We start from the raw sequence: 19,081 nt of genomic DNA, 5'->3' as shown, positions 1-19,081 counted from the left end.
TTCCCGTTCCCGTTCCCGTTCCCGTTCCCGTTCCCGTTCCCGTTCCCGTTCCCGTTCCCGTTCCCGTTCCCGTTCCCGTTCCCGTTCCCGTTCCCAGTTCCGTTCCCGTTCCCGTTCCCGTTCCCGTTCCCGTTCCCGTTTCCGTTTCCGTTCCCGTTTCCGTTTCCGTTCCCGTTTCCGTTTCCGTTTCCGTTTCCGTTCCCGTTCCCGTTCCCGTTTCCGTTTCCGTTCCCGTTTCCGTTTCCGTTCCCGTTTCCGTTCCCGTTTCCGTTTCCGTTTCCGTTTCCGTTCCCGTTCCCGTTCCCGTTTCCGTTTCCGTTTCCGTTTCCGCCACTATCTGGATCTGTCGGTGGCTTATCTAACGCCCATGCTGAATTAATAAAAAAGCTTGTCCAGTCTTTAGGCCTTGTTACTGTTAAAGATACTAACGGGCCTGAATAGGGAACCTCAACATTGATCATATTGTTTGACTGATTTCCATTAATATAGCTGACGGTTACGGGTATTTTATTAATACTACTTTCAGCTCTAGCCTCTTTTAACACATTTACTAAAGTAGCGGTTGTTGATTTGACTCGCTGATTTGCTAACTGTTTACTTATACTAGGAGCAGCAATGCTTGCAACAATACCTAAGACCACGATCGTCACCATTAGCTCAACTAATGTAAACCCTAAGCAAGCTATAAATCTGGCTTGTGATATCTTTACCGTAGAATTATGCATGTCGCTATCCTATTCTTGGTTACTGTCAAAAACTGACGTGATTCTTATCAAACAATAGCGTATTTAACCGCTTGAAATTTAATCTTTATAAAGGCATCTTAAAAGGTTGTTTAATAGGCTTGAACTATATACCTGCAATTTTTGTACCATTTACTATTACTCAAGTCTATGCTCATTGCTGATCTAATAGATTTACCAAGTCTAGCGATACGGTCTCTTATCTTATCAGTTACTCATATCATCGTTACAGAAACATTCCAGAATTATTTAGTGTATATCAAATCGAAGTCGCAAGCCAGCAAGCTTACTGCTGACTCCCATGAGCGAGTGCATAGGCAGATAGGTGGTAGCGGTTGGTCGGCAATGAGGACGCAGAGGCGGTATTGGTAGCTGGCTTATACAAAGCGCGACCCAGCGCTTGTAGGCTCGCGCCTGTGGTTGCGACATCATCGAACAGCAGTAAACGTTTAACTGGCGGGGTTTCGGTCAGCACAAAAGCATTATTGAGATTACTGAGGCGCTCAGCGCGTGTCAGGCCTTGCTGGCTGACGGTGTGATCGATACGCCGGACACCTTGCCATAGCGGTATCTGCCAATGCTTAGACAGCTGCGCGGCTAAGATACTGACCGGATCAAAGCCACGTTTTACCAGACGTTGAGGGGTGGTTGGCATCGCGACGATGACAGCATTATCGTGATGGCAGCCACGTGGCCGTGGTAGTTGACGAATCGCATGGAGCATCAGTGGCAGTTTACTCATGTCTTCGTCATGCTTGAAAGCGCGAATGGCTTGCCGAATAGGATAGTCATAAAAAGTAGACGCCTGAATACTCAAGGCGCTGCCAGCTGCGATATCGACTCTAAATGGTTTGGGTAGCCACGTAATACCATAATGACAATGAGCACAGAGCAGACCGCGACTCAAGTGACGATGGATATACTGAGCAACCTTACCACGGTAAATATCGGTAAGCATTGAATCAGCAATAAAAGGAGCGGCTGGGGATAGATGAGAAGACAGCAGCTGGGATGGTGCGGTGCTGCGATATACGCGGCATAGCTGGCAGCGTATATCTACATACTCTGCCAGCCATAGTCCAGTTTGATAAGGAGCCAGTCGGCGCATTGCTTGTACTCCTTAGCAGTCAAAGACCGTCGACGCCGATAAGGCCTTAAAACCCCTTCCAATCATTTAAGACAATACCAAAACCGATGGAGGTGTTTTCGTGGTTATAGTCAATGATAGACTCGCCATAGCCTTGGAACAGCTGTACATAGCCATTGACGTTTTCGGTCAGTGGATAAATGTAGTCGATCTGCGCCGCGCCTTTGTTGGTGCTGGGGTTATAGCGCAACGTGCCGCTTAGGCTTTGCTGATCTGGCAAGTCGTATAGGAATTTGATATCACCATAGCCCATGTAGTCTTCGATATCAGGGTTGTCTTCGCTGCTGCTGCTTTCGTTATTGACGCGCGCCCAGAGCCGCGGCACGACCGACAACTTGCCCCACTCAGCCCCTGCCATCAGATACGCGCGGTTCCACGAACGCGATAACGGATCATCTTGGCCATTAGAGTGATGAATGGCACCTGCACCTAGCATACGTAGACGGCCGCCAAAGGGTAAGTCAGCGGTCACAGGCTGGGTCAAAAATATCTCAGGCTGATAGTCGGTGGCGCGAAACGGCCGAGAGTTGTCCTCGTTATATACCTGCCAGTGCGACTCTTGGGTATAGCCAAACCATAAATCAGCACTACTATCAAACAAGTCCTCTGCCACTTTGGTCTTTAACGACAGCTGAAACTTCAGCTCCGTCTCACGGACGTCATTGGACGTAAAAGGCTCAGTGTCTTGCGAAGGGGTGCCTGGCCCCAAGTTAGGGTCAAAGGTATAAAACAGCGGCAATACGTAGGTTGGACGATAAGGTCTGACGGTCCAAGTACCGCGCTCACTGTTTTTATCCAAGTCATAAGATAGGCTCAGCGGGGTGTACTTTTCGATGTCTGTTTGCTTGACACCAACACTTTCGAGTACTTTGGCTTCTCGCTGGGTCAACCCCACCGTGTCTAGACTCTGCGTTTCAGGCGAGGACGCCGCTTGTTGGGGCAGCTCGGCAGCGACGGCGCTGCTGCTATCGGTTGTGATGGTAGAGCTTTCTTCTACAAACACCACTTGCGGGTTGCCTGACAGTGTGCTTTGAAAGGTTTTGGCTAAGTCCACAGGCTGTTTGGTGGTGGTATAGCTCGGCGTTTTGCCTTGCTCTGCCACTTTATCAAAACAAGCCAAACGCGCGGTCGCCAGCTGTACCTCGGTACATTCAGCAAACAGTTCTGCTTGTTTAGCGATAAATTCTTTACTGACCACTTTACGATTTTGCTTACCTGCCTCTGCGCTCGTTGATGGCTTAGGGTCGGTCTCGCTCTGCGGCACCTCATAATCCTCATACTCAAACGCCGCGTCTGGAACTGACAGCTCCCGATAAGTTTGCTCGTCCATCGCAGCGTGAGCTTGTAAGGCCGTCAAGCTCAAAGCCGCCGCGATTGCAACACATAGATGGCGATGGCTACTTTGACGACAGTTAAGTGATAAGCCACCAGATGGCTGGCTTGTGGCACAGGCTTGCGGTAATTGACGTTGAGTAATGATATGAGCAAACATAGGTGTCCTTTATCTGACCAATAATGAGGTCAGTAGAGTATTTTAGATAATGAATATACCATTAGCATCAGCGCTAATATAAAAACCATTCATGGATGAACATCGAGGGCCGTGCTGGCAATTTGCCAAGCCCTTCAGCATTGTTGCTTTATTGTAATGAAAATATAGACACTATACTAGCGTTATCCTTGCCACAAATACAGATATTCACAAACGCAAAACGGCAAATCTCCATGTCCCCTTGCTTTGACTAGCGAGAGACAATAAAGGTTACCATTATATCAAGCACCATGCCTGTATAAACAAACAAGATAAACAGAAAAGGACATTTAATACCTATAAAAGCAAATAGTTAGTCGGTCACTCTCCTACTTCCAAGGCACCTTATCCAAAAAAGCCAAGCGCCTAACATAGTAGGCGCTTGGCTTTTGATTGGCAAAATATACAGCATTAGCTGTTACATCAGGCGGGTGTTTGAAGGTGAGACATTCACCCTTTCAGCTATTATTCATCCATGTAGATGATTAGCGATTGAGCGCCTCTAAAGTCTGCTCAAATACCGAACGCCCGATTTCCCCTACTTGCTGATTGACCAACTGCCCGTCTTGATAATAGAGCAATGCTGGCGGCCCAAATAGTTGATAACGCGCTAAGATGGCTTTTGAGTCCTCTGTCGTCTCTGTGATATCGAGTCTGACCAGCAGCCAGTCTTGCATCTGAGCGGGACGATTGTGAAATAGGTTTTTGTCCATAATACGGCACTCAACACACCACTCTGCTGTCAGATCGACAATGACTTTCGGATTGTCAGCCAAAATAGCATCTAGCTCGGCAAGGGTAGTGATGTGCGCGTCATTGGCGCTATTGCTCGCACCTGATACGCCGTTTGCAGATGTCATCATCATAGGCGCGGCGCTTAGAGAGGCCAGCGGATGCAGACTGTCGTCGTTACCCAAAGCGGCACCCACCATCAGACAAGCCGCCCAAATTCCAGCGATTAAGCCCAGCGCTTGGGTTAAGATACGACCTTTACCAAGCCAGCTCCATGCCCATGTCGACAGTACCATAAACCAAAGCGCCCATACGACCAGCATGACAGGCGAGATAAAGACGCGCTCAATCAGCAGCAGCGCCACAGCAAAAAGCAGCAACGCAAAGCCTTGCTTGACCCAGTTCATCCACGCGCCAGCTTTGGGCATGATTTTGCCTTGAGTGGCACCGATTAGGATCAGCGGCGCGGACAGACCAAAACCCAGCATAAATAAAGCGACAAACCCAAGCAGCGGGCTGCCAATGGTGGACACCGCCAGCAGCGCGCCAAATAACGGTGCTGAGACACAGGGCGACACCACCAGCGCAGATAAAAAACCAGCGATTAGGCTACCGCCCGCACTACCAAGCTTGCTATCTCCTGCTTGACTCAAGCGCTGCATCTTACTACTGATGGCATTGGGCAAACGAATATTAAAAACACCCAGCATATATAACGCCAAAAGTACAAACACAATGGCAAAGCTGATTAAGATAATCGGGTTTTGTAGCCAGCCGATGATGCCCAAAGACTCACCAAACACCGCAATCACCGCACCTAAAATCCCATAAGCAGTGGCTACCCCAATGGCGTAGCTGCCTGTCAAAAGCACACCGCGTTTGACCGTGGGATTGTCTTCACGGGCGACGATATTGGCCACAATGGGTAGCATAGGCAGGACGCAAGGCGTCAAGGCCAAGCCCAAACCTGCTAAAAACAGCAATGCCAATGCCAGCCATGGATGAGACGCTAGACCAAAAGGGTCGCTATCCATCATTCCGATAGCGGCAGTCTCACTACTACTTGGGGCGCGATCAGAAGACTGCTGGGTGTCTGCTATGGGCGCAGCTGCACCGGCAATCTCACCCTCCAATGACACATCTTCTATCAAATCATAATCGACGACTTCATCATCCATCTGCCCACCAGCAAGGCCGCCAGCACTCTCTGGCGACGCAGTAGCCGATGATGTGGTTAGCGGCTCACTGATAGTCGCCTCATCTCGAGCGTCAGTATCTACGGTATAAGCGTCAGCATTGGCCGCAGTGCTTTTAGCTGTCGCGCCTTGGCCAGTCGCTGATGCATTATTGGCGCGGCTCTGGGAGGGTGCAGCGGCGATACTGACTGTGGTTTTTATCTTTTCTGGTGGATAGCACAGTCCTGCTTTGGCGCAGCCTTGCCAGCCAATCGTAATAGCAGCATTGTCTAGAGGCTTGCCATCTGTCGTACTCAGCGTGGTGCTCGCCACTACATTGGCCTGATCGAACACTGGTACACGGCCAAAGGTCGGATCGTCGATAGAAACGGGCTGCTGATTAAAGGTAAACGGCGCGGCCTTTACCCCATCAGGCAGTGTCAGCTTGAGCTGATTTTTATAAATATAGTGCTCAGGGGTGATATCAAAATTGATCGACAAGCGCGTGCCAGCTTTGGCAGGGCTGCTGCTACTGCTGACATCAAAAGCCTCATCAACGGATAAAAACTTTTTTTGTGCACGACTGTCACTGCTACCACCAAACAAATCGCCCAATCCTGCTGCGTGCGCGGGCATCGGCGCGCTTAGCCCTGCTAGCAGAGCGCTGGCACTTAGCACAAGTGCCGATAGATAAGGGCGGTTTTTTACACTGTAATGGGGCGCATGCTTGGCTTGTTTAGGAGCGATGGTTTCGCGGGTAGTCGTGGTCGGCGGCTGTGTTGCTATATGTGCGGGCATGAAAGGCTACCTATTTATTACTCAGAATCGAATCAAAATGTCAGCAACGGCTTAGCGTGGCACTGCGATATCAACTTTGGTGGTGATCTTCTCTGGTGGATAGCATAGTCCTGCCTCAGCACAGCCCTGCCAATGAATCACCACAGGGACGTTTTTTGCGCCCTTGCCATTGGCAGTGGTTAAGGTGGTGGTAGCGGTGACACTTTTTTGAGTAAATACAGGCACCTTGCCAAAGGTCGGATCATCAATGGTCACAGGCTTTTGGTTAAAGGTAAATGGCGTGGCATTGATGCCTTTAGGAAAGCGCAGTTTCAGCTGGTTTTTATAAACATAATGTTCAGGGGTGATATCAAACGTAATCGACAGCTGCGTGCCTTTTTTGGTGCCCTTGCTGCTGCTATCCACGCTAAACGCTTGCTCAACTGATAAAAACTTTGACGACCCGTTATTGCTGCTGTTAAATAAACCGCTAAGGCTGGCTGCCTGAGTGCTTATGGTTCCCGCTGCTATCAGTGAGCTACTAGCAAAAATGATGGCCGCCGCACGCACGCTGGCTGACTGGTGTTTTGTCGTAGATGTCGATATACCCATAAATGATACCTCTTAATAACTGATGTCAAACTTGATAACGCAGATTAAATCATGCTCAAAGCAGCGAGGCCGCTCATACAGCGCAACATACATTAAAAATAATTATAATATTAATATATATACCGAGACAGTCTATAGCAAAACGCACTCAATAAAGAGTGGTTAACAAAAATCATAACTTGTGTCACTAATAAAAAATATCAACCAATAAGCTGTTATTGGTTGATATCTAATCATTATAAAAAACTGCAAAGCTTGAGCTTGCTTCTCTCTAAAACTGGTACAGTGTTACTGGAATGAGTTTTTCGTAACCTCTAGGAGCACAGCTCGCAAATAAATTGATAGCAGTAGCACGGATAATATCGGCATGTCGATGTCATTTTGGACTGCCTTTACCCTGCGCCGCAATACATTACTTGCCTTGCTATTGTGGACTATAGCTGCGCGTAAATATCCGCATCTTGCCCTTCACCGCCCTGCTGGCCGTCGGCTCCTAATGAAAACAAGTCATAAGGACGGCCTTCGCTGCCTGGAGCGACATACTGCATCTCATTTTCCCAGCCATCTGTCGGATAGCCACCTTTGATATAGCCGCCTTCGGGATAGTTTTTCGCGTCGCTTGGCGGCGTGATCAGCGCCTCTAGTCCCTGCGCGGTGGTAGGATAACGCGAGTTGTCCACTTTATACATATCAAGCGCGTTTGAGACAGTAGCCAGTGCGGTTTCAGTGGTTTTGATACGGGCTCTGTCGCTTTGTCCCACCACTTTGGGTACCACAAGGCCTGCTAGGATGGCCAAAATGACAATCACCACCATAATCTCGATCAAGGTAAAACCGGACTGACCACTCAGCTTCGCATGAGTGGTATTTATCGGGCTGCTACCTGTATTGTCCATCGTCATCTGTGCTCGGGGGGCGGCTGGGGTTTTATCAGTCATTATCATCACTTTTATCATCGCAGTTGTGTCAGTTATCAGGGTGCTTAAATGGCGTTTAATGCTTGGCGCTACTTGGCGCATGGTTACCTGATTTGATTTATTCGCCATTATCTATCGATATAGGCACCATGGTCACTATAGACCATGATTTTATTTTTATCCAGCGCCGCCAGGTGACTTGTCTTATGAATTTATGTTTTTTGGCTTTGTATCTTTTTTGGTTTTATAAACCAGCGGGCAGGTTTTAGAGATACTGACGCTGGTTACTATAGCTTACTACGGGGGTTGGCAGAAGTTTATCCGGCTCGCAGTCAACAATGTACAACAGTAAGTAAAGCTTAAGTAAGCTGGCGCAAGTTTAAGCAAGATAGACCCACGGCTCACCGTTATCTAATCGCCCATACAGTCCGCTCAAAACAAAGTCTATATCGTCGATTCACCCTAAGTTACATAGCGTTTAACCGGCCAAATCATTCATATTGACAATCGGCAGCATCACTGCCATGACGATAATCATCACCACCACGCCCATTAACACCAGCATCAAAGGCTCAAGTAATGACAATAATGTACTGATAAAGTTGGTGGCTTCGGCCTCTTGCATGTTGGCCGCTCGACTGAGCATGTTTTCTAGCTCGCCTGAGTTTTCACCGCTTTTGATCATCTGCACCATCATCGGCGGAAAATAGGAAGATTTTTCTAACTGCGTAGAGAGGCTAGCGCCTTCTGTGACTCGATCGGCTGCGCTCACAATGGTTTGCTTGATATGTAAGTTGGTCGTCACCGCCGCACCGATATGTAGGGCTTCAATCAGCGGCACCCCTGAGCGCACCAATATCGCCAAAGTACTGGCAAAGCGCGCGGCATTGAGCCCCTTAGACAAGCGCGCCAATATCGGTAGCTTGAGTACCAGACTGTCAATGGCCAGCTTGCCCGCTTGCGTTTGGGCAAAGCGATAACACAAAAAGGCCAGCGCGGCCAATACCAACAGCATCAGCCACCACCACTGAGTGATAAAATTGGACAGTGTGAGTACGATCTGGGTGATCAGCGGTAGCGCTTGCTCTGATTGCTCAAAGACCTTGACGATTTTTGGCACCACAAAACTCATCAAGCCCATGATTACTCCGACCGCCATCACCATCAGCACAATCGGATAGACCATCGCCCCTTGGATTTTCTTTTGTAAAGCAAAACGGTTTTCGGTGTAATCTGCCAATTGGTTGAGGATCAAATCCAGATGACCAGATTTCTCGCCTGCGGCAATAGTGGCGATATATAGCGGCGGAAAGCTGGCTGCTTGCTGCAGTGCACGCGCAAGACTCAAGCCTTCTAACACATGAGAGCGCACAGCGAGCATTAAAGATTTGATATGCGTCTTTGGTGATTGTTTGGCGACGGCGGCTAGGGTTTCCTCTAATGGAATACCTGCTGCCAGTAAGACTGACAGCTGACGGGTTAAGAGCGCCAGCTCATAAGCGGAGGGCTTTTTATAGCGGTTTTTATGCTTAGCTTGTCTGTCATTGACCGCACTGACTTCCACGGGCGTCCACTGCTTATCACGCAGCTGCTGGCGTATCTGCCGCGCCGAATCGCCCTCGAGCAGGCCTTTTTGCATACTGCCGCGCTCATCAAGCGCTTTAAAATGATAGGCTGGCATAGCAGCAGATATCCTAAGAAGATCAAAGAGAGTGAATGATAAAACAGCGCTCAAAACCTTAGGGCATGGCTTTGTCGCCTAAAACAGCGGTGTGGAGTCGTTGCTATCCGGCATCAGCCCTTGGAGGAGCAAGACATCTAAATGCTGCTGTTGGAGCTTTTTATCAAAGTCATTGACCTCAGCGATCAGCATTCTCTCGATGCGTTTGTCACTGGCAAACACGCTCAGCCGTGCACAGATGACAGCCAATTGATAAATGCGTTTTTTGCAATAGCCGTCTAGCCCTTGTAGCAGCCGCACCATATGCGGTGTCTCTAAACTGGCGTAGTCATAATCCGCCACCACCTCGGGCGCAAGCGCCGTGACGCTATAGCTAATGGACAGATGCGCGCAAAAATAACAACTAAATAAATAGCCGACTACATGGCCGATATAATAGCCTCTATCGTAAGTAAAACTACTCACCCCAAAGTGCCCAAGCACATAGCTATTGAGGCTGCCTTGATCAAAGATAGGCTTGGTGTTTTTGAGCTTGCCGATCGTGGCAAAGCACAACGGGTTACGGTCATCTTGAGTGGTCAGCTGCCACCCTGCTGGCTGCTGCGCGGGCATGTGGCGGACGATATCAGCGATGATGTCGTCGACCACATGTAGCTGCTGCCAAAGGCGCTCAAGCCCATCGGTATCCATCAGCCCGCGTTTATCAAGCTGCTGCGCCAGCAAATATTGCTGGTATTCTACAAACTGTGATTTGAGCGTTTGTACCAAATAAGTCGGACGGGTATTGGCAGGAGCCATATACAAGAGCCGTGTACGCTCATGCTGAGCACGGTACAAGGCCAGACGCTGGGCGGCAACGCTGTCCTTATCGGTAGAAGCATCAGTTTGCACCTGTGACGTGACTGTATGCGCCGTGTCTACAGCGCTATCAACCGTAAACAAGGCCAACAGTGCCGCTTTATCAAAGACCACAGCACTGTCATCCTCCTGAGCGTCTGTCATGGGATATTGCGCATCACTGACGGTGCCTTGAGGCGCATTACTTGGTTTGTTGCCATTGGCTTCGATAGCGGATTGGCTACCGACTTGGGCGTTTGGCTTTGCGGTTGGTTCAGTCATAACATACCATCTGCAGCAAAATGAAACATCATCTAGATCTGACTATATGCCTGCTTTATAAGGAAATATAGCACGCTTGTCACAAGCGCTGGCGTCCAGAAGACTCAATATTCCATAGTACCTGAACATCGACGTATTGTCAGCCGTCCATCAGCAAAATACCCACCGCCGCACGCGGCTTAAAATACCTAGACTAAACAAAATACCTAGCCAGATAAACGCGGCATCACGTCATGCGCTAGCCGTGATACTGCTGGCGATAGGCTTTGGGCGAGACGCCGTAAACGCGCTTAAATGCTTGGCTAAAGGTCGAATCCGACGCATAGCCGACCAGCTCACTGATACGGCTGATGCTGTTTTGTTGCAACCGCAAGTAGCGCGCCGCCAAACGCAAGCGATAATCAATCAGATACGTTAGCGGCGGCATACCGACTGTGTCTTTAAAGCGCTGCGCAAAGCTTGAGCGCGACATCCCCGCGACCTCTGCCAGCTTATGTATCGTCCAGCTTTTGCTTGGCGCTTCATGCATGGCGGCCAAGGCTTTGGTCAAAAACGGATCTTTCATAGCCTTTAGCCAATTCTCAGTGGCTTCAGGCAGGCTTTCGATATAGACGCGCAAACACTCAATCATCATGATACTCGCCCAGTGATTGATGACCGCGGTCTTACCCATACGCTCGCGCTCAGCCTCCAAGGTCAGCAGCTTAATCTCCACATCAATGACCTCAAACCTGCCATCAGATTCTTCATTGATTTCGGGCAAAATCGATGGCAGGACAGACAATAAAGGCCGTATCATCTCTTTGTCATACTTACACTCAATCAAAATCAGAGACGAATTAGACTCGCCCTCACCTTTGACATCTAGCGTCTGCGCTTTGCAGCTATTGAGCATCTCATCTAGCGGCTGGGCGGCATCACCATCATACGCTAGCGCATAGCTTGTGTGCTGATGGGTATTGGGAATCATGATAATATCGCCTGCCTGTACCTCTCGTCGATCATTGCCAACATCGATACAAAAACTGCCAGACATCACCAAGTAAAATAAAATTGTGTCTTTTCTCGTCAATGAATAAGACCAATTACCGACGCAATTTAGCCGATAGTATTTGGTTTCAAACAAATGCACATTTTGTAGCAATACGCTTAGAGCGTCCATCTGTTGTTCCTCAGTGATTATCAGCAGTGTCCAAACCTAGCAAAATAAACTATCTCATAGAGAGGACACAAGTCAAATATCCGCTCGTGGACTCTGGTTAAAAATATACATACGTTAGACACATAGACCAAACTCGAGGCGCGCCAATACCATCCGCACTTATGTGCTTGGCAAATGGCTCTTAAATCAAACGATAGAGTGACAAATATGAGCGCCAAGCATCAGATCGCGGTATAAACACGCAGGCACAAAAAAACGCCGGCCAAAACCAGTATCATTATTTATGAGCATCAAAGGATAAATATAAAGAGTAATGACAGGGAGGTCTAATAAAGAAACAAAAGAGGTTCAGCAATAGAGCCAAAGAGGCTGCTGACAGATAAAGAGAGAAAAAGAGAAATTGGGGCGACTGATGGGACTCGAACCCACGACAACCGAGATCACAACCCGGGGCTCTACCAACTGAGCTACAACCGCCATAATATGGCCAAGGAAGGCAAGATATGCAGGCTAAATGGCGCGCCTGGCAGGATTCGAACCTGCGACCACCTACTTAGAAGGCAGGTGCTCTATCCAACTGAGCTACAGGCGCTCTTAAGGGCTTTTTATATATCTAATTAAGATTACAATACTATTGTAATATAAACTCAATCATCATACATAAAAAAAAGCCTGTAAGGCTCTTAAATAAATAGATGGTCGGAGTGATAGGATTCGAACCTACGACCCTCTGGTCCCAAACCAGATGCGCTACCAAACTGCGCCACACTCCGATATTTCTATTTTTACGATAGTTTTGTCAAGTAACTTGTTATTGGCAAGGCCGCTAACTTGTTCATGTTCATCGCTATCGAGGTGCACATATTAAGGGGTAAATCTGATTGTGTCAACACCTATTTTTGATAAATTTAAAAGAATTATTAAATTCCCGCAAAAACGCATGTTTTTATAAAAAAGGCCACAATCAACGCCTTAATATCGATGTTACCTACTCATCGACAGGGGCATTATACTACATTTTCTCAAGGAAGCAAGTCACTGCCCTTATTTATCGTGCCTGTGTTGACGTTAAAGGGTATTAGCCATAGCGTGGCATGATCTGGCACCTTGCTGGCGAGCGCTTCTGTGATAGGCAGCTGGTGAAGCCTCGTCGGTTGCCGCGTGTCATCTTGTACAGGATACACCAGCCAAGCCTGCGGCGCTTGATAAGCCTGCGCATAGCTGGCCAATTGATAAGCATCGCTGGGGCTGATAGCAGCAGCATTTGCTAGCGTTTTCCATTTGATATCGATTACATGACTATAACAGCATGCCGTGTTAGTGACCGTCTTTGCCTTGTGATGCGTATGAGTTGAGTTGTCATTGTCATTGTCAGGCGGCGTTTGATAAATCAACAAATCAGGACGGATAGACAAACAAGCCCGCCCCTCCTCGTCATTTAACCAGACCCGCTGCGCCTGAAACAGCGGCTGATAATCCGTACTGACGCGCCGAAACAGTGCGGCGATACGTAAGCTGGCCCACTGCTCAAAGGCTTGGTTCATATCTAGCAGCAGGCACAAACGTAGTGATGATGGCCGCTGTTTTGTTACAGGTGGCGCGATACCATTTGCCCCAGCGACACTCGACTGGCGCAGTAGCCAATACGCCATCTCTAATAGCTGCTGCGCACCTTGCACGGCGTTCGCATGCAGTGGTTGCACAGCAAGCTGGCATTTGGCTTGCTGATAGACCGTCGCCAACTGCGTCAGCTCATGAGCATGTAGCGCAGAGACCCGCTGCCATGTCGTCGACAACTGAGCACCGATGCGACGAAAACGCACAGAGGTCTGTAGTAATGGGCTAAGTTGCTCTAAAGCACTTTTGATCAGCCGATTGGCTAGCATATCTTGGCTGAGCACACTGCGCTCACACACGAACTTATGCGGCTGCAGCAGGTTGCGCTGCAGTTGCTCTTTTATCACGAGGCGACCTTGCAATGAGGTTTGGTTATCGATCTGCGTTTGATAGTGCTGGGTGGGTGGGTGCTGCGTCAGTCCTTGCAAAAACTGCTGAATGAGCCAATCTGACAATGGCAAAGCGTTGATCGGTAAGGGTGCAGCGTGGCGACCAAACTGCCCAAGATGTTTGCTATTTGGCAGTGTCTGCGGTGATGAGTCGTTACTGGCGATCAAATCTGCCAGCATCCTCTGCACCCAAAGCCGAGTGCGGCTGATAGCGCGCTGCTGCTCTGATGGCGACTGACGTTGAGGCGGTGTATTTGTCGCTGCCATCCGTTTGGGTAATATCTCAAGCACCATGCCACTTGGCAGGTGCACAATACCGATATAGTGACCCACCTGAAGCTGCCACTGGCCCCGCTTGCGCTTGATGCCAAATACCGCAAACTCTTGCGCCAGTAGCCACTCAAAATCAGTCACGTACGCAAAGTCGCGCGCGGTCAGCCGCTGATGCTCAAACACTGTCATAATGCCTGTCTGAGAAACAGCTGGCCGCAGCAGCTCAGGATTACCAGCGGTATGAAGGTCGCTATCGTTATGGAGCACAGTCATCAGTATAATCGCTGATAGATAGCCGCCTGCGCAAACGCGCCTGTGCCTGCTATAAGATCTGCATTTATCCTATAGCCCCCTGCCCCTAGAGCCGAGTGCGGCTGACCAAAAAACGAATCATGGCCCAAATAGCCAGCGGCGCTGTCGTTTTGAGTCGCCGTCTGTGTAGGCCGGCTACCTGCCAGCAGCGCTTGGCTGTCTTGTATAAACTGCATCGCTAGCGGCTGCTCGTCATCTTGAAAGATATATTGTAGCACCGCCACTTGCCCACCTGCGGCTTGCGCTAATTGTGGAATGATTTGCTCGGCCAGTGCACGTTGTAAGTGCTCCAGACTCTCTATCGCCCACAAAAACGCATGGCCCAACTGCGCTTCGCTGCCAAGCGTTTGCGTGATGCGCTGATTGAGGCCGCTGAGTAGTTTATCGAGCGCTATCGTGGCAACTGGCTCAGCACTGTCTGCGCTGTGGCCTGTCTCGATACTTGGTAGCAGCTCAGGCTGTGGCGGACAATCGACAAATCGGAAGCGCCGGCGCAGCGCCATATCTAGCGGGGCTAAAGAATGGTCTTGCGTATTCATGGTGGCATAAATATCGACATTGGCCGGAATACTAAAAGTACGGCCAGAATACGCCAGCTTTACCGTCATCGCATTGGTCATGTCAGTGCGTTTATCTGGCTCGATTAAGCTTAGCAGCTCACCAAAGACCCGTGATACGTTGGCACGGTTGATCTCATCGATCAGCATAGCATAGCGCTGTTTGGGGTCGCGAGCGGCGCGCTGACACAACAACAAAAACGCGCCATCTTGAATACCATACTGCATCTGTAGGCCTGCGGCATTGGTGGCGGTATTGGCAGACGTCATGACAGGGCGAATCCCTTCGACAAACTCTTCATAGCCGTATGCTTGGTGAAAGCTCACCATACTAAAGCGCTGCTGGCTAAAGGCTTGCTGGCGCGCGCTATTGTCGTGCTGCGCTTGCTCAAATTCGTCTAGCTGCTGTGATAAACCCTCTAGCAATTCGATGCTATCAGGCAGCAAATACCACGCACCGCTCTCATCCTTATCAAAATACGCTTGACTGGCGCGGTTGTCACAGCTGACCGTCCGCGAGTCAGCAGGACTGTGGCGACGCAGCGCCAACCAAGCGGTGCTGCTTAAGTTTTTGTCGCGGGCATTTTTGGCCGCCTTTGCCACAAAAAAAGGATGGGCGACAATCTCTGGTACTTTTAGTAAGTCCTGCTGCGACTTGCGCATCTGCAAAAATATCAAGCACAGTACCTCGCGCCAGCTCAAGTCCTGTAACAGCTGGGCCAATAGCGCCTCATCATCAGCGGTGGGCAGATCGTCGGTGTATTGCTGGGCGATTTGTAGCAATCGATAAGTCTTACCGGTACCAGCGACGCCCGTGTAGATGATATTGACCGGTTGGTGAGAGCGGTTTGGTTGAGTGAGCAAGACATCAGACATAACATTATCCAGCAGAGCAAAAGTGTATAAACATGAAACAAGCAATAGGCGGGCTGATTATAACAAGGAAAATGGCGACGTTAGGGCGGTCTGCTCGTTACCTTTCTATCATTTTGTAAGCGCAGCAGTTCATGCTAATAATAGTAGGCAGAACGCGGTTAATGTACCATAGTAGCGGTGACGACTTGGCAGCCAATAGGCGCTTCGTCGTTATTGATGAGGTTTCATCATACGCAATGTCACCTTTAACCTATCTATATAAAGGAATTTTGTATGTCAGGATTATTAAAAAAACTCCCTACCAAGCTGACCAATAAATTGCCAGCCAAAGTAGCTGACAGCACAAGATCGCCAGTCGAACCACCAAACAGCACGCTCAAGCCCGTCAGTAACCAATTTACCAAGCTATTGTCAGTGACCAAATACTTACCGGCCAGCGCCCGCTCTAGTATTTTATCCAAGGCTTTTGGTAAAGTGGTGCCCTATGTCGGCACCACGGGCGTCTACTATGAGACGGTTGAGCCAAACCAAGTGGCGGTCAGCTTAAACAACACTAAAGCCGTACAAAACCATATCGGCTCTATCCACGCCGTTGCCATCACCCTGCTGGCCGAAACAGCCACGGGGTTTATTTTGGGTCTAAACCTGCCCTCGGACCGTGTCCTGCTGATTAAATCTTACTCGGTAGATTTTTATCGCCCCATCAAAAAAGGCCAGATCGCCGCTATCGCCACCTTGTCTGATGAGCAGCGCTTGACCATCCTCAACACCCCAAAAGGCGAGATGGTCATCCCTTGCGTCATCCATGATCGCGAGTCTGATAGCGAGCGCGATCCTATCGTGGCCGAGATGACATGGGCTTGGATACCCAAATCAGAGCTAGAAGCCAGACGTCAAGGCAAAGCGAATGCGCAAACAGCAGCAAGCGCTGACGCAGCATTGGCAGATGCAGGTGACGACCACCAGACCGATGATGCTCAACCCGCTTCACAACTAAGCGATACAACCTCTGCGCAAGACTCGTCTGCCGCCACTACAGATATGGCCAAAAGCACATAGATTGCGTGATCAAATGAAAAACCCATAACAAGGAGACAATGATGTCCAAACTTATCCATACATTGACAGCCCCTTTATCCAAGGTACTACTGGTCAGCGCCTGCGCGTTAGGGCTTAGCATAACAGCCACAGCCGCTCCAGCAAATGCCAGCCAACATGCCACGCTTAGCAAATCCAGCCCTGTCTTTTTAGGAGAAGGTGGTAATTATCCCTTTTCTGAAGCGGTGCGGGTCGGCGATACACTATATATGTCAGGCCAGATCGGCTTTAAAGACGGCAAGCTAGTCAAAGGCGGCGTCAAAGCCGAAACCAAGCAAGCGCTAGACAACATTCACGCCACGCTCCTAAAGTATGGCTACCAAAAGTCAGACGTGGTCAAATGCATGGCGATGCTGACCGACATGGATGACTTTGCTGACTTTAATGACGTCTACAAAGCCACGATGGCCAAGCCTTATCCGGTGCGCTCAGCCTTTGGCGTCTCAGAGCTGGCGGCGGGCGCAAGCGTCGAGGTTGAATGTATCGCTGTCAAATAATCGCGGTATTCACTATTGCGGTATTCACTATCAATGTGCCACTGCATCCAGTCACTATCGATAGAGCACGACCAAATAACTGGCTTTGATAGTCAGTTATTTTTTTGCCGTTTATATGCTAGGCACCCTTATAACCCCCCCTATCAATTTAAAAGCGGTTCATCATTTAGCGCGCTTTCTTTGGTCACGCGCAGCACTTCCTCTAACGTCGTCCGACCTCCTATCACTTTGTGCAGCCCATCAGCGCGAATCGACGATGTTTTTTGGCGAGCGTAGGCTTCTAGCTCATACTCAGCGGTGTTGCTATGAATCATACGACGCAGCGTATCATCGATGGGCACCACCTCATATATGGCAGTACGACCTTTAAAGCCTGTCTGGTTACATTTGTCACAGCCGACGGGTTTGGGGAGTTTGATAAAGGTGTCTGTCGCTTGTGCGCCTGATGGCCCCGATGTCAGATCAATCTCGGTAAAGAGCTTGGCCTGCTCACTATCTGCAGCTTGCCAGCCATGACAGTGCGGGCACAAGGTGCGCACCAAACGCTGGGCGACGACCCCTATCAGTGATGATGACAATAAGAAAGGCTCAACCCCCATGTCTTGTAAGCGGGTGACTGCCCCTATAGCGGTGTTGGTATGTAGCGTTGATAATACCAAATGTCCGGTAAGTGACGCCTGTACAGCAATTTCTGCGGTTTCTAAATCGCGAATCTCACCGACCATCACCACGTCTGGATCTTGTCGTAACATCGCGCGCAGACTCTTGGCAAAGGTCATATCGACTTTATTATTCACCTGCGTCTGGCCGATGCCATCGAGCTGAAACTCTATCGGGTCCTCAGCGGTCAAGATATTGCGAGTCTGATCATTTAGGTCAGTCAATGCCGAGTATAAAGTAGTGGTCTTACCAGACCCCGTCGGCCCAGTCACCAAGATGATACCGTGCGGGCGATGGATAAGGCGCTTAAGCTCACTATAGTCGCTGTCAGACAAACCCAGATAGGTCATGTTTAAGCGGCCTGCTTGCTTATCGAGCAGTCGCATCACCACCCGCTCGCCAAAACTAGAGGGCAGCGTCGACACCCGCACATCGACTTCACGCCCTGCTAGACGCAAGCTGATACGGCCATCCTGTGGTACGCGTTTTTCGGCGATATCGAGTTTGGCCATCACTTTGATACGCGAGACCAAGAGCGGCGCTAATTGACGTTTTGGGCTAATGATTTCTTTTAGCTCGCCATCGACGCGAAAACGCACGACCAAGCGTTTTTCAAAGGTTTCGATATGAATATCAGACGCATTGAGACGGATGGCCTCGGACAATAGCGCATTGATCAGGCGGATGATGGGGGCGTCGTCTTGCTGATCCATCAAGTCTTCTGTCTCAGGCACGCTATCTGCCAAGCTATCGAGATCCGGATGGTCTTCAAGTCCTGCAGCAATGTGCTGTGACTCGCCCGTATTGCCTGCATAAGCAGCGTTTAGGCGTTTTTCAAACTCATCGGCGCTGACACTGTCATAGGTTGGCACGCCGCGCACGCCCTGCTGCTGTAAAAACCGCACCGCTTCATTAATCGCCGATAGTGGTGTGGCCTTGGTCAGTACCAGCGTCGCGGGCAGCTCAGGGTCTATCGCAAGGATGACCAAAACCTGATGGCGTTTGGCAAAACTATAAGGCAATTGCATCATAAGAACGACCTGATAACTAAGAATAACTGCGGTATGAGCAGCATATGATGACAGCAGAGGTGTGGGTAAAATCGACTTTCTCTAAAATGGCATAGCGCTCTTGACTATAGAGCGCGGCTTAGCATAGCGCTGCACCGCCTTCGTCCAAAAAGACTGCCTGTAAACCTGCATGAGT

General features: G+C 49.5%; 14 protein-coding genes and 3 tRNA genes. 2 read left to right on the top strand and 15 right to left on the bottom strand.

Features of this window, described 5'->3' with window-relative positions:
* From J3491_RS07660 to J3491_RS07595, 14 genes are all read right to left on the bottom strand, one after another.
* On the bottom strand, nt 1-725 hold a 725-nt coding region (locus J3491_RS07660), incomplete at its 3' end, for a pilus assembly FimT family protein (RefSeq protein WP_243456220.1).
* A 304-nt stretch (nt 726-1,029) separates the two neighbouring features.
* A complete protein-coding gene (locus J3491_RS07655) occupies nt 1,030-1,851 on the bottom strand; it encodes a ComF family protein (protein ID WP_243456218.1) in 822 nt (273 codons plus the stop codon).
* 46 nt (nt 1,852-1,897) lie between these two features.
* A complete protein-coding gene (locus J3491_RS07650) occupies nt 1,898-3,382 on the bottom strand; it encodes a phospholipase A (RefSeq protein WP_207969721.1) in 1,485 nt (494 codons plus the stop codon).
* A 524-nt stretch (nt 3,383-3,906) separates the two neighbouring features.
* Nucleotides 3,907-6,126 carry a cytochrome c biogenesis protein CcdA gene (locus J3491_RS07645; protein WP_100748819.1) on the bottom strand — a complete coding sequence of 740 codons (2,220 nt, stop codon included), beginning with the start codon at nt 6,124-6,126 and terminating at the stop codon, nt 3,907-3,909.
* 51 nt (nt 6,127-6,177) lie between these two features.
* Nucleotides 6,178-6,717, bottom strand: a complete 540-nt coding sequence (locus J3491_RS07640) for a protein-disulfide reductase DsbD domain-containing protein (protein WP_100748818.1) — start codon at nt 6,715-6,717, stop codon at nt 6,178-6,180.
* Nucleotides 6,718-7,151: 434 nt separating this feature from the next.
* Nucleotides 7,152-7,619 (bottom strand): type II secretion system major pseudopilin GspG, encoded by a 468-nt coding sequence (gene gspG, locus J3491_RS07635; protein ID WP_443555085.1) that lies wholly within the window; start codon nt 7,617-7,619, stop codon nt 7,152-7,154.
* Between the two features lie 493 nt (nt 7,620-8,112).
* Nucleotides 8,113-9,315 carry a type II secretion system inner membrane protein GspF gene (gene gspF, locus J3491_RS07630; protein ID WP_192994451.1) on the bottom strand — a complete coding sequence of 401 codons (1,203 nt, stop codon included), beginning with the start codon at nt 9,313-9,315 and terminating at the stop codon, nt 8,113-8,115.
* A 78-nt stretch (nt 9,316-9,393) separates the two neighbouring features.
* The gene (locus J3491_RS07625; RefSeq protein ID WP_207969720.1) at nt 9,394-10,434 is read right to left on the bottom strand and encodes a hypothetical protein; all 1,041 of its coding nucleotides are present in this window, start codon (nt 10,432-10,434) and stop codon (nt 9,394-9,396) included.
* A 238-nt stretch (nt 10,435-10,672) separates the two neighbouring features.
* Complete coding sequence (locus J3491_RS07620; protein ID WP_207969719.1) at nt 10,673-11,596, bottom strand: AraC family transcriptional regulator; 924 nt, start codon at nt 11,594-11,596, stop codon at nt 10,673-10,675.
* 401 nt (nt 11,597-11,997) lie between these two features.
* Nucleotides 11,998-12,073: transfer RNA gene (locus J3491_RS07615), tRNA-His, on the bottom strand.
* Nucleotides 12,074-12,111: 38 nt separating this feature from the next.
* Nucleotides 12,112-12,188 (bottom strand) — tRNA-Arg (locus J3491_RS07610).
* A 104-nt stretch (nt 12,189-12,292) separates the two neighbouring features.
* Nucleotides 12,293-12,369 (bottom strand) — tRNA-Pro (locus tag J3491_RS07605).
* A gap of 249 nt (nt 12,370-12,618) precedes the next feature.
* Nucleotides 12,619-14,148 (bottom strand): McrC family protein, encoded by a 1,530-nt coding sequence (locus J3491_RS07600; protein WP_207969718.1) that lies wholly within the window; start codon nt 14,146-14,148, stop codon nt 12,619-12,621.
* Entirely contained in the window at nt 14,148-15,620 is a 1,473-nt protein-coding gene (locus J3491_RS07595) for an McrB family protein (RefSeq protein ID WP_207969717.1), read from the bottom strand. The genes J3491_RS07600 and J3491_RS07595 overlap by 1 nt, the downstream gene beginning before the upstream one ends.
* 273 nt (nt 15,621-15,893) lie before the next feature.
* Here J3491_RS07595 and J3491_RS07590 point away from each other — a divergent pair, with 273 nt between their 5' ends.
* Both J3491_RS07590 and J3491_RS07585 read left to right on the top strand, forming a co-directional pair.
* Nucleotides 15,894-16,679 carry a DUF4442 domain-containing protein gene (locus J3491_RS07590; RefSeq protein WP_207969716.1) on the top strand — a complete coding sequence of 262 codons (786 nt, stop codon included), beginning with the start codon at nt 15,894-15,896 and terminating at the stop codon, nt 16,677-16,679.
* Nucleotides 16,680-16,720: 41 nt separating this feature from the next.
* Nucleotides 16,721-17,215, top strand: a complete 495-nt coding sequence (locus J3491_RS07585) for a RidA family protein (RefSeq protein WP_207969715.1) — start codon at nt 16,721-16,723, stop codon at nt 17,213-17,215.
* Between the two features lie 143 nt (nt 17,216-17,358).
* Here the strand turns inward: J3491_RS07585 and gspE are convergent, their stop codons facing one another.
* Nucleotides 17,359-18,906: a type II secretion system ATPase GspE gene (gspE, locus tag J3491_RS07580; RefSeq protein WP_207969714.1), complete on the bottom strand. Its 1,548-nt coding sequence runs from the start codon at nt 18,904-18,906 to the stop codon at nt 17,359-17,361.
* Between the last annotated feature and the right edge of the window lie 175 nt (nt 18,907-19,081).

This window comes from Psychrobacter halodurans (assembly GCF_017498075.1).
GTDB classification, from domain to species: Bacteria; Pseudomonadota; Gammaproteobacteria; order Pseudomonadales; family Moraxellaceae; genus Psychrobacter; species Psychrobacter celer.
Note: the sequence above shows the minus strand (reverse complement) of the source record. Positions and strands in the feature narration are given on the sequence as shown.